Origin of the sequence: Streptomyces sp. NBC_00986 (assembly GCF_045162565.1) — a bacterium.
In the GTDB taxonomy this organism is placed as follows: Bacteria; Actinomycetota; Actinomycetes; order Streptomycetales; family Streptomycetaceae; genus Streptomyces.
The window spans coordinates 1,582,164-1,595,964 of the sequence record NZ_CP108733.1 but is presented as its reverse complement, the minus strand read 5'-3'; the positions used below and the strand labels follow the sequence as shown (position 1 = coordinate 1,595,964).

13 protein-coding genes are annotated in these 13,801 nt (G+C 71.8%); 6 read left to right on the top strand and 7 right to left on the bottom strand.

What is annotated here, in order from left to right:
- Positions 1–106: 106 nt before the first annotated feature.
- Both OG504_RS07100 and OG504_RS07095 read left to right on the top strand, forming a co-directional pair.
- Entirely contained in the window at positions 107–715 is a 609-nt protein-coding gene (locus OG504_RS07100) for a TetR/AcrR family transcriptional regulator (protein ID WP_405988958.1), read from the top strand.
- Between the two features lie 121 nt (positions 716–836).
- Positions 837–1,562: a DUF2470 domain-containing protein gene (locus OG504_RS07095; protein WP_318020559.1), complete on the top strand. Its 726-nt coding sequence runs from the start codon at positions 837–839 to the stop codon at positions 1,560–1,562.
- On the opposite strand, the gene OG504_RS07090 is transcribed toward OG504_RS07095, so the two are convergent.
- The 3 genes from OG504_RS07090 to OG504_RS07080 form a co-directional block, all read right to left on the bottom strand.
- The gene (locus tag OG504_RS07090; RefSeq protein ID WP_405988957.1) at positions 1,530–2,762 is read right to left on the bottom strand and encodes a lactonase family protein; all 1,233 of its coding nucleotides are present in this window, start codon (positions 2,760–2,762) and stop codon (positions 1,530–1,532) included. The genes OG504_RS07095 and OG504_RS07090 overlap by 33 nt on opposite strands.
- A gap of 149 nt (positions 2,763–2,911) precedes the next feature.
- Positions 2,912–3,952 (bottom strand): hypothetical protein, encoded by a 1,041-nt coding sequence (locus OG504_RS07085; protein ID WP_405988956.1) that lies wholly within the window; start codon positions 3,950–3,952, stop codon positions 2,912–2,914.
- Between the two features lie 88 nt (positions 3,953–4,040).
- Entirely contained in the window at positions 4,041–5,294 is a 1,254-nt protein-coding gene (locus OG504_RS07080; protein WP_405988955.1) for an FUSC family protein, read from the bottom strand.
- A 115-nt stretch (positions 5,295–5,409) separates the two neighbouring features.
- Here OG504_RS07080 and OG504_RS07075 point away from each other — a divergent pair, with 115 nt between their 5' ends.
- Positions 5,410–6,003, top strand: a complete 594-nt coding sequence (locus OG504_RS07075) for a TIGR03086 family metal-binding protein (protein WP_405988954.1) — start codon at positions 5,410–5,412, stop codon at positions 6,001–6,003.
- 43 nt (positions 6,004–6,046) lie between these two features.
- Here OG504_RS07075 and OG504_RS07070 read toward each other — a convergent pair whose 3' ends face one another.
- On the bottom strand, positions 6,047–6,613 hold the full coding sequence (locus OG504_RS07070; RefSeq protein WP_405988953.1) for a CGNR zinc finger domain-containing protein: 567 nt from the start codon (positions 6,611–6,613) through the stop codon (positions 6,047–6,049).
- A 160-nt stretch (positions 6,614–6,773) separates the two neighbouring features.
- On the opposite strand from OG504_RS07070, the gene OG504_RS07065 reads away from it, so the two are divergent.
- The gene (locus OG504_RS07065; RefSeq protein WP_405988952.1) at positions 6,774–7,775 is read left to right on the top strand and encodes a zinc-binding alcohol dehydrogenase family protein; all 1,002 of its coding nucleotides are present in this window, start codon (positions 6,774–6,776) and stop codon (positions 7,773–7,775) included.
- A 25-nt stretch (positions 7,776–7,800) separates the two neighbouring features.
- Here OG504_RS07065 and OG504_RS07060 read toward each other — a convergent pair whose 3' ends face one another.
- On the bottom strand, positions 7,801–8,295 hold the full coding sequence (locus OG504_RS07060; protein WP_405988951.1) for an FBP domain-containing protein: 495 nt from the start codon (positions 8,293–8,295) through the stop codon (positions 7,801–7,803).
- 102 nt (positions 8,296–8,397) lie between these two features.
- Here OG504_RS07060 and OG504_RS07055 point away from each other — a divergent pair, with 102 nt between their 5' ends.
- Entirely contained in the window at positions 8,398–9,330 is a 933-nt protein-coding gene (locus OG504_RS07055) for a DUF3626 domain-containing protein (RefSeq protein ID WP_405988950.1), read from the top strand.
- Here OG504_RS07055 and OG504_RS07050 read toward each other — a convergent pair.
- Both OG504_RS07050 and OG504_RS07045 read right to left on the bottom strand, forming a co-directional pair.
- Positions 9,261–9,872 (bottom strand): PAS domain S-box protein, encoded by a 612-nt coding sequence (locus tag OG504_RS07050; protein WP_405996270.1) that lies wholly within the window; start codon positions 9,870–9,872, stop codon positions 9,261–9,263. The two genes, OG504_RS07055 and OG504_RS07050, sit on opposite strands and share 70 nt — an antisense overlap.
- 103 nt (positions 9,873–9,975) lie before the next feature.
- A complete protein-coding gene (locus tag OG504_RS07045; protein WP_405988949.1) occupies positions 9,976–10,407 on the bottom strand; it encodes a DUF6234 family protein in 432 nt (143 codons plus the stop codon).
- Positions 10,408–10,600: 193 nt separating this feature from the next.
- Between OG504_RS07045 and OG504_RS07040 the strand changes: the two genes are divergently transcribed.
- The gene (locus OG504_RS07040) at positions 10,601–13,777 is read left to right on the top strand and encodes a cytochrome P450 (protein WP_405988948.1); all 3,177 of its coding nucleotides are present in this window, start codon (positions 10,601–10,603) and stop codon (positions 13,775–13,777) included.
- Positions 13,778–13,801: the final 24 nt, after the last annotated feature.

Below are 13,801 nucleotides of genomic sequence, written 5' to 3'. Positions count from 1 at the left end.
CGCGATCTCCCTTGATCCTGCGGCAGGTTGAGCCTGTTGTACGTGGGTTCAATAACGGCTTTCAGTCTGATCCCGTTGTTGAACCGACGTCAAGTAAAGTGCGGGAATGGCCGCCAATCAGGGTGAGCGCACACGCCGCCGGCTCAGCACCGAGGAGCGCCGGGAGCAACTCCTCACGGTGGGCGCGCGGTTGTTCTCGGAGGATCCCTACGACGACGTGTGGATCGAGCAGGTCGCCGAGATCGCCGGGGTCTCCCGCGGGCTGCTCTACCACTACTTCCCGACCAAGCGCGACTTCTTCGCGGCCGTCGTCGAGCGCGAGAGCGAGCGGATGCTGCGGATGACAGCGGCCGTGCCGGGCGTGCCCGCCCGTGAGCAACTGGCCGTCGCCCTCGACACGTATCTTGAGTACGTGCACACCCACGCGCACGGCTACCGCGCCTTCCATCGCGCCGACGCCGCGGGCGATCAGACCGTACGGCGGGTCTATCAGCGGGCGTTGGCCGCGCAGGAGCGGCAGATCCTGGCCGCTCTGGCGGCGGATCCCGAGTTCGGGCGGGCCGTGGCGGAGCGGCCCGACGCGAAGCTCGCGGTGCGCGGGTGGCTGGCCTTCACCACCGCCGTCTGTCTGGAGTGGCTGCGGGGGCCGGAGCTGAGCCGGGAGCAGGTGCGTGATCTGTGCGCGCGGGCGCTGCTGGGCGTCATCTCGCCCTGAACTCGTCCTGGAGTCGGCCGGAACTCGTCCTGGAGGACTTGGTGGAGAGATTGCGTGGCGTGGTTGGCGTGCGCCCCGATCTTCGGTAAGTTAGGCAAGGCTTACCTAAGGAGGTTCAGGGATGGGTGACAGCCAGACGTGGACGGCCGTGCCTGCCGCGGCCGAGCGGGCCCGCTCGGTGCTCGCCGCCGCATGGTCCTGCGCGGTGACCGCGGAGGGCGGTCGCGAGGAGTTCGTCGGTGCGCACAGTGTGGACGACGACGGCCGGGTACTCCTTCAAGTACCCGAGGACAGCGCCCTGTTGGCGGCCGCGATCTGCGCGCCCCGCGGCGAGCCGTCCGCCGTCCTGGAGTTCGCGGACGTCGCGCCCGTCCCCGTGCGCAATCGTATCCGGGCCCGGCTGTGGCTCGCCGGGTGGTTCGTGCCCGAGGAGGGTCAACTCGCCTTCCGGGCAACGCGCGTGGTGCTGCGCCCGCCGACCGGCGCGGTCGTCATCGACCTCGACGAGTTCGCCGCCGCCGAACCCGACCCGCTGGCCCTGGCCGAGGCCCAGCTGCTGACCCACCTCGCCGACTGCCACTCCGACGCGGTCGAGCGGCTCACCCGGCTCGTCGAACCCGACAGCCTGCACGGCGCGGTCCGCGTCCAGCCCCTCGCCGTCGACCGGCACGGTCTGACCCTCCGCATCGAGCGCGCCCGCGCCCACGGCGACGTACGGCTGCCGTTCCACGCGCCCGCCGACACGGTCTCCCACCTCACCGAGCGCATGCACGTGCTGCTCACCCAGGCCAGCGCCGCGTCCTGCCCGCGCCCCCTACAGCGGCAGCGCACAGACGGCGACCGGTGACGCGAACGGCTCGCCCGCGAGCCGCAGTTGACCCGTGCCGGCGTCCACGTGGAACACGCTGACCGTGCTCGACTTCTGGTTCGCCGTGAACAGCAGCGTGCCGTCCGGAGAGAACGCGATCTGCCGCGGGAAGTCACCGGACACCGGCACCGTGCCGAGCAGCCTGAGCCGGGCGCCGTCCGCCTCGACGGCGTACCGGGCAAGGGTGTTGTCGCCCCGGTTGGCGAGATAGGCGTACGCGCCGTTCGAGGTCACCAGGATCTGCGCCGGGTAGTTGGTGGTACTGCCCGTGCTGCCGCTGGACTGCGGGGCGCCGATCGAGAGGGCGCCCGTGGCCGGGGTGTAGGCGCAGACCGCGATGGTGTCGTCGACCTCGTTGGCCAGGTAGGCGTACCGGCCGCCGGGGTGGAACGTGAGGCTGCGTGGTCCCGCGCCCGCGCGGGTGTGCGCCTGCGAGACCTCGGTGAGCGTGCCCTTCGTGGTGTCCAGGCGGTAGGTGTAGACCGTGTCGGTGCCCAGGTCGACGGCGAGGACATGGCCGCCGTCGGGACTGGTCACGAACTGGTGCGCGTGCGGGCCGTCCTGGCCGGGGCCCGGCTGCGGACTGGAGTGCTTGGCCAGCGCGGTGCGCTCGCCGAGCGCGCCCGCGGTGTCGATCGGGTGCACGGCCACGCTGCCGGACGTGTAGTTGGCGCTGAGCAGCCAGCGCCCGGTGGGGTGCACGGACAGGTGGCAGGGGCCCGCGCCGCCGGTGCTCCGCGCGCCGAGGACCTTGCGGTCCGCCAGGCGTACGGCGGTCACCGCGCCGGCCGTCTGCTCGTCGACCGCGTACAGCGTGCGGCCGTCGGGATGCACGGTGAGGTACGACGGGTCGGCGACCCCGGTGAGCGTGCCCGCGCCGGTGATCTGGCCGGTCGTCGCGTCGTAGGCGGCCAGGCCGATGCCCGTGCCGCCGCCGTCGACCGAGGTGTACGTGCCGAGGTAGAGGGGGCGGGGCCCGGAGTCCTTGCCCTTGTTGCGTGCCCCGGGTGCCGGTGCCTTCGCGGCCGACGATTCCGGTGTGGTCGTACGGGACGATTCGGGGGCCGCCGGTGCCGCGGCCGGTGCGGGGACCGCGACGACCGCCGCGGTTCCGCCCAGGGCGCCGATGAAACGGCGCCTGCTCCAGCCCTCGCGTGACGCCTCCGCACCACTCGTCATGCCCACACCCTCAGGTCGTCGCTCGCCTCGGTCGTCACAGCAACCTTGGCGTGCGGGGCCCGTTGAGCGCAAGACCGGCAACAGGCGTTGCAGACGGTGCAACGCCTGTCGGATGGGTGACTCACCCGGTCGACCGCCGGGTGAGTGGCCTACCAGTCGCCGTCCTCCACCGGCTTGCCCTTCGCGTCCTTGAGGGGCTGTATCTGATCGGCCGCGGGCTCCTGCCAGGGTTCGTGATCGTCGCCCAGCCAGTCGCCGACCGGCTGGACCGCGCGCAGGGTGTCGGTGGGGGCGAGATCCTCGGCATCCTGGTCGTAGTAGTCGAACCAGGGGAGCCCCGCCCGGGTGTACGCGGCCCGGTCCACCGGTGACGGCGGGGGTGCCTCGCCGGTGATGCGGCGCCACTCCGGGGGCGTCACCAGGTGCACGAAGACCCGCCCGGCGGGCGCGTCGGCCCAGGACGTCAGCGGGCGGTCGTCCTCGTAGACCTCCTGGTGCATCGAACCGCCGACTCCGAGGCCCATGGCGGTGGCCCGGGGGCTTGGTGCCGGCGGAGCGCCGGGCGCGGACATCATCGGCATGGCGGGCATGCCGTAGCCCCCGGTCGGCAGGGCTGTCGCACGCGCGCGTGCCTGCTGCGACCGGCGTCGCTCCGCCTCGCGCCACGTGGCCAACTCCCGTTCGTCGAGCGGGAAGGACTGCAGTTGCACGCCGCCCCACACCTCCTCGCCCGTGACCTGCCCCTCGACGGTCGCGCCGAGACCGAGCGGGACCGCGACGAACTGGCGGACCGTGCCCTTGCCGGAGTTGATGCCGTCGAGCCACGGCTGGCGGGGCAGCACCACGTAGTTCTGCGGGTCCCGCGAGAGTCGGTCGCTCCACGGCCTCCCCGAGACCGCGCACACCTTGCCCACCCCGACCTGGAGGGCGGCCGGCTCCCGCGTGCCCGCGAAGCTCAGCCACATCGCCTCGCGCAGATACACCGGCAGCATCACCCCGCCCCGCGCCCGCCACTCCGCGGGCACGGTGTCCGGGAAGTCCGCGACCCGCCGGACCGGGAACTCGCCGAGCCCCGGCGGCAACGCATGCGTGCCCGTCTCCGGCAGCCGTAGCGTGCGGATGAACCGCACCGCCACACCACCGGGCAACTGCAAGGTGTTCCCGTCGATCCGTACGGTGCTGTCCGTCATGCGCCCGCCCCCTCGTTCCCCTGTGTTCTGAGGGGCGACCCGCCCCCTGGGATCCACTGCTGGAAGCCCCCGCCCCCAGGTGACTTCGTCACCTAGAACGATCGGCGCCCCCGTCCCGGTTCCTGCGCAGCCGATCCGGCACGCCCACCCGCTCGCGCAGCCAGGTCAGCCACGGCATGCGTTCCCGCTGCTCGGCGGTGCACCGGTCGAGTTCCTCAAGGAGCCGGCGCGAGCGGTGCTCGGTGTCCAGCTCGTCCAGCATGCGGTTGACCTCGGTCAGCATGGCACCCAGCAGCTGCCACTGGGCGGCATCGCGCTGGACCTCCTCCAGGAGCAGCTGGGCCAGCTTGTCCCGGGTCGCGGCGGCCGTGTGCAGCTCGGTGGTGAGCCGTGACTCCGCGGACTCGGCGCTCACCGTCACATCGGTGGTCACCAGCACCGCGAAACTGACCACGGCGTCCCCGATCTCGGACAGCAGCTGTTCCACGGCGGCCCCCGTCGGCGGTGCGAACAGCGGCTCGGGGTCGCGCTGTTTCGCCAGGTCGGTGAAGGTACGGGCGAGGACACGGAGTACGACTGTGCAGATCTCCAGGGTGTCCAGACCGGTCCGCAGCACGACCCGGTGCAGCAGCCCCTCCCGTACGCGAGGATTGAGCCGCAGGCTGTCCTCCGCCTGCCGCAGGGCCGCGTCCACCTCGACGATGTCGTGGTCGAGCCGGCGCGCCTCGTGCAGCCGCGCGGTGGCGTGGTCGACGGGTGTGCGGCCCGCGGCTTCCTCGCCCATGCGCCGCATCAGCCGCCGTAGCCGACGGGCCAGGCCCTCGATCGACTCGCCGGCCTCGTCCACCCACACCGGGGGAGCGAGCAGCAGATTGCAGCCGAGCCCGACGACCGCGCCGATCAGTGTCTCGACGACCCGCGCCCAGGCCGTGTTCCCGACCGTGGTGACCCCGAGGACCAGCATCGCGCTGATCGCCACCTCGGGCACGTACTCGTCGACCTTCACCAGCCGCCCGACGACCAGCGCGGCCACGATCAGCAGGGCCAGGCTCCACCAGGTCAGACCGACCAGCAGGCTGAAGGCGATGGCGACGAGGACGCCCGCGACCACGGCGTTCACGCGCCGGATGCCGTTGGTGAGGGTGGCGTAGAGGGTGACCTGGACGACGAGGAGCGCGGTCAGGGGAGCGGTCAGCGGAGCGGGCTCCGGGCTCAGACGCAGCGCGACGACGTACGCGACCGTCGCCGCGGTCGCCGACCGCAGCGTCTGGACGACCACCGGGTCCCGGTGCCGCCCCAGGAACCGCACCAGCGGCGCCGTCCACTCCCGGACATCTCGCATCCTTGGCCTATTCCCTCTCACCAGATGCGCCGAACGTTTCTCTTGAGGACAGTAACTGTCCGCAAGTCGTCCTAGATTGTCGGCACCGAACAGAGCAACGGCGAGGGGAACGTTCATGACGAACATCCACGGCATCGAGGTACTGACCCGCTCGCACGACTATCTGCGCGCGGTGGTCGCCGCCGTGCCCGAGGCGGCTTGGGCGGCACCGACACCGTGCAGCGAGTGGACGGTACGGCAGGTCCTCAACCACGCGCGCATCGACCAGCAGGCCTTCGGCCTCGTCCTCACCGGCGACCAGCCCGACTCCGACCCCTTCCACCCCGCGGACGCCCTGGACGGGGACCCGGCCGCCGAACTCGACAAGGTGCTCCGCATGGTGGCGGACGCGTACGCGCACCTGCCCGCCGACGCCGAGCAGGTACCGTCGCCGCTGGGCCCGATGCCCCTCCCGCTCGCCGCGGCGACGGCCGCCATGGACGCGGCCGTGCACGCCTGGGACATCGCGGCGGCCACCGGCCAGAACCGGTCACTGAGCACGGACCTCGCCGAGGGGATCTGGCCGGCCGCGGACCAGCTCGCCGACCAACTCCGCGATTCCTACCAGGTGTTCGCGCCCGCGCTGGAGGTGACGGCCGAGTACGACCGGGCCGAGACGCTCCTCGCCTTCCTCGGCCGCGACCCGCACTGGACACCCGCCGCATCCTGAGGACACCCCACTCCGATACGGAGGACCACCGCATGGTGCGACCTCACTCGGTCACGGCGGCCCGACTGCGCGACCGATAACCCGCGATCTTCGCGAGGTTGCCGCATCGGTCCATCGAGCACCAACGGCGGCGGCGGGCCTGGGAGTCGTCGAGGAACAGCAGGGAACACTCCGGGTTCTCGCACTCCTTGACCCGCTCCAGCAGCGAACTGCCCACCAGCAGCACGCCGTCCCGGGCCACCGTCGCCAGCGCCGCGCGCGCCGGATGCGCCGACTTCCAGCGCTGGTCGCCCAGTTGGGGCGCGAGATCCGGCCGCGCGGCGGCCTCGTTGACCCGCTCGACATCGGCCGCCGCCGGTTCCCGGCCGGCCATCGCGTCCCGTACGACACGGTAGAGCGCCTCGCGCAGGGTCCGCGCGTCCGCCAGCTCCCGGGCCGTGACCCGCACCGGCTCGGCACCCACCGACAGCTCCGCCTCCGTGATCCAGCCGGCCAGGGCGGCGGGATCGGCGAGTCGCTCCAGGGGCGTGCCGTGCCGTTTGCCGAGCGTCGCCACGAAGTTCAGGCACGGGCGTCCGCCGATGAACGGGAAGACGGGCGGGTTGGTCATGCCGGCGAGCTTACCTCGCGTACACCGGTTCATGCGGTGTACGCGAGGACGGCGGCCGCCCTTGACACCAGTTCATCGGGTGTCGCATGGTGACACCAGTTCAACTGGTGTCAGGCGGATCGGCTCGAGTTCGGTGGCCGTGACAGGGAGCAGGTGCGGTATGCGTGCGGTACGGATCGACGAGTTCGGCGGGCCCGAGGTGCTGGTACCGGTCGAGGTGCCCGACCCGGTCGCGGGTCCCGGGCAGGTCCTGGTGCGGGTCGCCGCGGCGGGCGTGAACCGCGCGGACGCCCTGATCAGGTCCGGGAACTACCACCGGGCCGGGAAGCCGCCGCTGATCCCCGGAGTGGAGGGAGCCGGGACGGTCGCCGCGCTGGGGGAGGGCGTCACCGGATTCACGGTCGGGCAACGGGTCGTGGCCCTCGACGGCGTGAACTCACCTGGTTTCTACGCCGAGTTGACCGCCGTACCGGCCACCCGGGTCGCCGCCCTGCCCGACGGAATCGACCTCGCGCACGCGGCCGCGCTGCCCGTCGCCTGGCTGTCGGCCTGGTACTGCCTGCGGCGCCTCGCCCAGGTCACCAAGGAGGACACGGTGGTCGTGAAGGCCGCCGCGAGCGGGGTCGGCAGCGCGGCCGTACAGATCGCGGCCGAGACCGGCGCCCGGGTCATCGCCCTCGCCGGATCACCCGAAAAGGCGGCCTGGGCAGGGGAGTTCGGCGCCCACGCCACCCTCGACACGTCCTCCTACCCCGACGACGCGGAGGTCGACGAGGTGCTACGGCTCACCGGCGGACGGGGTGCGGACGTCGTCCTCGACACCGTCGGCGGCCCGGCCTTCGGGCGCAGCCTGCGCGAGATCGGGCACGGCGGCCGGGTCGTCGCGCTCGCCAATGTCGCCCTGGAGCCGAGCACCGTCGACACCCGCGACTTCTACCCGAAGAACGCGTCGATCCTCGGCTTCCAGCTCACCAACCTCCAGATCCACGGGGGCTACGACCCCCGCGCCGACCTGCGTGAACTGGCGGAGCGGGTGGCCGCGGGCACGTACCGGGTGCCGATCGAGACGGTCGTACCGCTTGCCGAGGCGCGTGCCGCCCATGAGCGGCTGGAGCAGCGGGACAACCGGGGGAAGATCGTGATCGCCGTAGGGCAGGAGTGATCTCGGGTGGGCGGCAGGGCTGACGTCAGACGTACAGCTTGTCCAGGAACGCGGTCAGATTGCCCACCGTCCGGGCGATCTGCTGCTCCACGGTGAGGCTCTCCTCGATGCGGATGCCCGACTCGGGGATCTTCCTGCCGCGTACGTAGAGGGAGCAGGCGAGGTCGGTGCACATGTACAGGCCGACCGAATTGCCCTCGCGGCCGGCCGGGCCGGCCTTGCGCGCGGTCATCAGGGAGACGCCGCCGCCCGGGCGGGTCGTCACGCACAGCGAACACATGCTCCGGTGCAGAAAGCCGCGCTGGGAGGACGGGAACCGCAACGTGACGCCGATCAGCCCGTCCGCCCGCTCGGTGACGAGGTAGCTGCGGTCCGGTGCCCCGGGATCTCGCCAGCCCAGGAAGTCCAGGTCGGCCCAGGGGCGGGTGTCGAGATCGCGGGGGATCGCGAGCCGCTTGGCCTCGCCCTTCGAGCAGTTGACGAACGAGGTGCGGATGTCCTGCTCGGTGAGTGATCTCATGGGGGAGTCTCCTGGTGGCGCCTGTTGGGGTGGTGCCTGTTTCCGAAACCTAGGGGGTCTAGGTTTCGGTCCAGGGTAGTGAGTCGAGAGGCGGAGGATCCAATGGATTTCGGGGGTGTCGGTGCGCGACAGGCACGGGCGTTGCGGCATGTGGCTGAGAGCTCTTCGGGTCCGGCCGTCGACCCACGCCTCCGCATCACCCTCAACTTCCACCCCGACCGTACGGCGACGGCGACCGGCCGCCCGATCCTCGACGCGCTGGCCCAAGACGGCACGTACCACTCGCAGTTCGTCACCGGTACCAGCAACGGCGGCCTCACCGCCCGTCCCGGCGGCGACCGTTGGCGCTGGGAGAGCCGGATCTTCGCCGGTGCCTACGACGACGCGCCCGCGCCCGAGCGACCGGTGTACGGCGCGTTGAACTTCCGGCGCCAAGTGGTCGGCGCCGCCCCGCGGTTCGGCTCCTCGCACTTCCGGCTGAGCGGTACGGTCCTCGCCCGCGCGACCTTCTGCTACCCGGACAGCGCGGCCGAACCGACCGACTTCGGCGTCGCCTCCGGCATGAGTCTGATCGCGCTCGCCGAGGCCGACGAAGACGAACAGGACGCCCTGAACGACTACATCGAGACACAGGTGCACGGCGGTGTCGTCCTCGCCCGGGACATGGAGGCCCTTGTCCTGGACGAGAGTTACCGAGGCACCCCCGTCGAGACCGCGGCCCGCCGCCTGCCCTGCCCCGTCGAATGGCACCCCGGATACCGGCTCGGCGTGCGGGAGTTGCACCGGCACGCGGACTACCGCGGGCAGGAGTACGCCGATCTCGGCGCCCTCATCGCCGAGCGCGGTGTCATCGACCCGAGGGTCATCGGCGACGCGGCCCGCACCGGTCGCCATGAACTCCAGGACCTGAAGATGGTGTGGCACACGCTTGCCCGCTTCGGGGCGCCGGAGGGGGCGGGTACGGCCTACCGTTCGTCGGTGTCCGTGACAGGCGCCGGCGGCCACACCCCAGGCGTCAGCACCCCGAGTGCGTAGGCGCGGGCGACCAGTTCGGTGCGGTTCGCCGCGTCCCACCGGGCCGACAGGCGCCGTAGGTGATAGGTCACGCCGTCCGTCGTGAGGCCGGTATCGCGGGCCGCGCGGGCTGTGGTGGCGCCGCCGGCCAGCAGGGCCAGGATGCGGGCCTCGATCGGGGTGACCTGCGCGGGGGTGTCCGCGTCGTGCCTGCCGTCGCCGGGTTCGCCCTCGCCCTGTACACGGAGCATGACGAGCAGTGCCGGGGTCTCCTCGACCGTGTCGCTGACCGGGTCGGCCGTCAACTCACCATAGCGCTCAGTGCCGTTGGTGGACCGCCACCGTACCGACACCTGGTAGCGCGACCGGTGCCGCAGCCGTAGCGCCTGCGCGATCCGCTCGACCTGTCCCGACTCCTGCGGCTGGAACAGGTCGAGTACATCCCGGCCGCGCAGCCGCCCCGGTGTCGTACCGCACTCCGCCGCCATCGCGGGATTGGCGACCTGCACCGAGCCGTACACGTCGCACACCGCGACCGGCACCGCCACCCGGTCGAAGAGCATCAGGGCACGGTTGCGCCACACCACGCCCTCTCGACGGTCCCAGTCCACCGGCCCCACACAACCACGTGAGGTGATCAGAGCGAAACGACCGGGTCGGGGCGGCTCAGTCGCAGGTCCCGCTGCCGCTGTAACAGGGCGAGTAGCCGGCGCGCGGAGTGGGCGCTGGGGCGGGATGAGTGCGGTGGTAGTCGTGCTGTGCGCTCACGAGCAGCACGGCGACGATGCCGGCGACAACGAGCTGTGACGCCATCGTCCAGGGCGCGCGGGACAGCAGCGCGAGCGCGGCGAAGGCGAGCGTGACGCAGAGGAAGCCTTCCATCCAGGCGATGTCCGCGAGCTTCGCCGCGTCGAGCGCGGCCGGGTACCTCTGTGCGGCCAGCCCATCCAGGCCGTAGGTGAACGTCATCCCCATGAAGACGGCGGCCTCGCCGACGAACAAGAAGACGGCGACGGCGATGTCCGCGCCACGGGACGTCCTGCTGGACCATGGCCGTCCGCGGCGCAGAGGCGGATGTTCGGGAAATGCTTGCGTCATGACCACACCCTGCCGGACCGGTCACGAGGTGCGCATGAGTACGCGCACTCACTAGCCGCACGGAGTTCTCGGCGCAAGACGCCATCCGTGCTTTCCGCTACACGAACATGTAGTCCCGTGGCGCGGGTCGCCGAGGCGGGGCGAGCACGCTGGAGCGCAGTACTCCCGTACCGCGAAAGGCAGTTGTCGCGCCATGCCCCCCACCGCGCCGCACCCCCAGCCCGCCGACACGCTCCCCGGCGTGCCCGTCGTCGACATCTCCGAGACCGGCCCCGGCCGTACCCCGATGCAGCAGATCATGGAGCTGATGCGCCGTCATGGACCGGTGTTCGTAAGGCGGTTGCACGGGCGGGACGCGCTGTTCGTCAGCGATCTGGACCTGGTGACCGAGCTCGCCGACGAGCAACGGTTCGCCAAGCACATCGGGCCCGCCCTGGAGAACGTCCGCGCCTTCACCGCCGACGGACTCTTCACGGCCTACAACGACGAGACCAACTGGGCCAAGGCGCACGACATCCTGATGCCCGCCTTCGCGCTCGGCTCGATGCGCACCTACCACCCCGTGATGCTGAAGGTGGCCCGTCGGCTCGTCGAGGCCTGGGACCGGGGCGCCCGTGACGGACAGCCGGTAGACGTGCCCGACGACATGACCCGGATGACCCTCGACACCATCGGACTCGCCGGATTCGACTACGACTTCGGGTCGTTCGAGCGGGCCGAGCCGCACCCCTTCGTCGAGTCCATGGTGCGTTGCCTGGAGTGGAGCATGACCCGGCTGGCGCGTGTCCCGGGCGAGGACCACTCGGCGGCCGACGCGGCCTTCCGCGCCGACGCCGACTATCTCGCCCAGGTCGTCGACGAGGTCATCGCCGCCCGCACCGGCACCGACCAGGGCGACGCCGAGGACCTCCTCGGGCTGATGCTCAGCGCCGAGCACCCGGTCGACGGCACGACGCTCGACACCGCCAACATCCGCAACCAGGTGATCACTTTCCTGATCGCGGGCCACGAGACGACGTCCGGCGCGATGTCGTTCGCGCTGTACTACCTGGCCAAGCACCCGGCCGTGCTCCAGCTCGTGCAGCGCGAGGTGGACGCGCTGTGGGGCGACACGGCGGACCCGGAACCGACGTACGACGAGGTCGGCCGGCTCACCTACACACGCCAAGTCCTCAACGAGGCACTGCGGTTGTGGCCCACGGCCGCCGCGTTCAGCCGGCACGCGCTGGAGGACACCGTGCTCGGCGGGCGTATTGCGCTCCGTGCCGGGCAGGCCGTCACCGTGATCGCGCCGATGCTGCACCGGCAGCCCGGCTGGGGAGACAACCCCGAGCTGTTCGACCCGTCGCGCTTCGCCCCCGAGGCGGAGGCGACCCGTTCCGTGCACGCCTTCAAGCCGTTCGGCACCGGTGAACGTGCCTGCATCGGGCGGCAGTTCGCGCTGCACGAGGCGACCATGCTGCTCGCGATGCTCGTCCACCGCTACCGGCTGCACGACCACGCGGACTACGAACTCACGGTGAAGGAGACCCTCACCCTCAAGCCCGACGGCTTCACGCTCACCCTCACCCCGCGCACCCCCGCCGACCGTGTGCACAGTCCGCTGCCGGGTGCCGTCGAGGCTCCTGTGGTTCCTGCAGCCGACACGGCCGCTCTGCCGGCCCGCGTCCGGCCCGGCACCGGCGCCCTCTTCCTGCACGGCAGCAACTACGGCACCTGCCGTGAGTTCGCCGCCCAACTGGCCGACAATGCAGCCGTGTTGGGGTGCTCCGTGGAAGTGGCGCCGCTGGACGCGTACGCCGACGGCCTGCCCACCGACCGGCCCGTCGTCATCACCTCCGCCTCCTACAACGGCCGCCCCACCGACGACGCCCTCGCCTTCGCCGCCTGGCTGGAGGAGACCCACGACCTCGACGGTGTGGCCTACGCCGTCCTCGGCGTCGGCGACCGCAACTGGGCCGCCACCTACCAGCACATGCCGACCCGCATCGACGCCCGCCTCGCCGAACTCGGCGCCACCCGCCTGACCGACCGCGCCGCCGCCGACGCCTCCGGTGATCTCACCGGCGCCGTGCGGGAGTTCACGTCCCGGCTGCGTACGGCCCTGCTGGCGACGTACGGCGATCCCGACGCCACGGACGCCGAACCCGTGGAGCAGATCTCCGCCTACGAGGTCCGCACCCTCACCGGCGGCCACCCGGACGCCCTCGCCGAACGGCACGGCCTCGTGCCGATGACCGTCACCGACGCCCACGACCTCACAGCCCCCGGCCACCCGCGCCGCAAGCGCTTCGTCCGCGTGGCCCTGCCGGACGGGACCAGCTACCGGACTGCCGACCACCTCACCGTCCTGCCCTCGAACGCCCCGGCCCTCGTCGACCGTGCGGCCGCGGCCCTCGGCATCGACCTCGACACCGTGCTCGACATCCGCCCGGCCCGCCCGCGCCGCGACGGCCTCGCGGTCGACCGGCCCGTGACGGCACGTCAACTCATCACCCACTACGTCGAGTTGCAGGACCGCCCGACCGCCGACCAACTGGTCGCGCTGGCCGCCGCGAACCCCTGCCCGCCTGAGCGCACCGCCCTGGCCGCTCTCACCGACGACCCCCGCACGTTCGTCGAACTCGTCGAGGACCACCCGGCGTTGCGCGGCGCCCTGGACTGGCCCACGCTCCTCGAACTCCTCACCCCGCTGCGCCCCCGGCACTACTCGATCTCGTCCTCGCCTGCCGTCGACCCCGGCCACGCGGACCTCATGGTCTCCCTGTTGGAGGCCCCGGCGCGCTCAGGCAGGGGCGTCTACCGGGGCACGGGCTCCGGTCATCTCAACACCGTCGCACCCGGCGACACGATCTACGCCCGCGTCCAGCCGTGCCGCGAGGCCTTCCGGATCGACGACTCCACCCCGGTCGTGATGATCGCGGCGGGCACCGGTCTCGCCCCCTTCCGCGGCACCATCGCCGACCGTAGGGCCACCCTCGCCACCGGAGCCCAACTCGCCCCGGCCCTCTGCTACTTCGGCTGCGACGCCCCAGACGCCGACTACCTCCACGCCGACGAACTCCGCACCGCCGAGCGCGCCGGAGCCGTCTCGCTCCGCCCAGCCTTCAGTGCGGCCCCGGAGGGCGAGGCGACCTTCGTCCAGCACCGCATCGCCGCCGAGGCCGACGAGGTGTGGACCCTGTTGGACGCGGGCGCCCGGGTGTTCGTCTGCGGCGACGGCTCGCGCATGGCACCGGGCGTGCGGGAGGCGTTCCGTACCCTGTACCGGGACCGCACGCCCGGCGCCGACGACGAGGCGGCCGAGCGGTGGCTCAACACACTGATGGCGGACGGGCGTTACGTCGAGGACGTGTACGCCGCCGGCTGACCGAGAGGGAGAGGTGGGCGCCCG

What these genes read in the sequence shown, in the direction of transcription:
- OG504_RS07100 (WP_405988958.1), top strand. Translation starts at nt 107, where the DNA reads ATGGCCGCCAATCAGGGTGAGCGCACACGCCGCCGGCTCAGCACCGAG.
- OG504_RS07095 (WP_318020559.1), top strand. Translation starts at nt 837, where the DNA reads ATGGGTGACAGCCAGACGTGGACGGCCGTGCCTGCCGCGGCCGAGCGG.
- OG504_RS07090 (WP_405988957.1), bottom strand. Translation starts at nt 2,762, where the DNA reads ATGACGAGTGGTGCGGAGGCGTCACGCGAGGGCTGGAGCAGGCGCCGT.
- OG504_RS07085 (WP_405988956.1), bottom strand. Translation starts at nt 3,952, where the DNA reads ATGACGGACAGCACCGTACGGATCGACGGGAACACCTTGCAGTTGCCC.
- OG504_RS07080 (WP_405988955.1), bottom strand. Translation starts at nt 5,294, where the DNA reads ATGCGAGATGTCCGGGAGTGGACGGCGCCGCTGGTGCGGTTCCTGGGG.
- OG504_RS07075 (WP_405988954.1), top strand. Translation starts at nt 5,410, where the DNA reads ATGACGAACATCCACGGCATCGAGGTACTGACCCGCTCGCACGACTAT.
- OG504_RS07070 (WP_405988953.1), bottom strand. Translation starts at nt 6,613, where the DNA reads ATGACCAACCCGCCCGTCTTCCCGTTCATCGGCGGACGCCCGTGCCTG.
- OG504_RS07065 (WP_405988952.1), top strand. Translation starts at nt 6,774, where the DNA reads ATGCGTGCGGTACGGATCGACGAGTTCGGCGGGCCCGAGGTGCTGGTA.
- OG504_RS07060 (WP_405988951.1), bottom strand. Translation starts at nt 8,295, where the DNA reads ATGAGATCACTCACCGAGCAGGACATCCGCACCTCGTTCGTCAACTGC.
- OG504_RS07055 (WP_405988950.1), top strand. Translation starts at nt 8,398, where the DNA reads ATGGATTTCGGGGGTGTCGGTGCGCGACAGGCACGGGCGTTGCGGCAT.
- OG504_RS07050 (WP_405996270.1), bottom strand. Translation starts at nt 9,872, where the DNA reads ATGCTCTTCGACCGGGTGGCGGTGCCGGTCGCGGTGTGCGACGTGTAC.
- OG504_RS07045 (WP_405988949.1), bottom strand. Translation starts at nt 10,407, where the DNA reads ATGACGCAAGCATTTCCCGAACATCCGCCTCTGCGCCGCGGACGGCCA.
- OG504_RS07040 (WP_405988948.1), top strand. Translation starts at nt 10,601, where the DNA reads ATGCCCCCCACCGCGCCGCACCCCCAGCCCGCCGACACGCTCCCCGGC.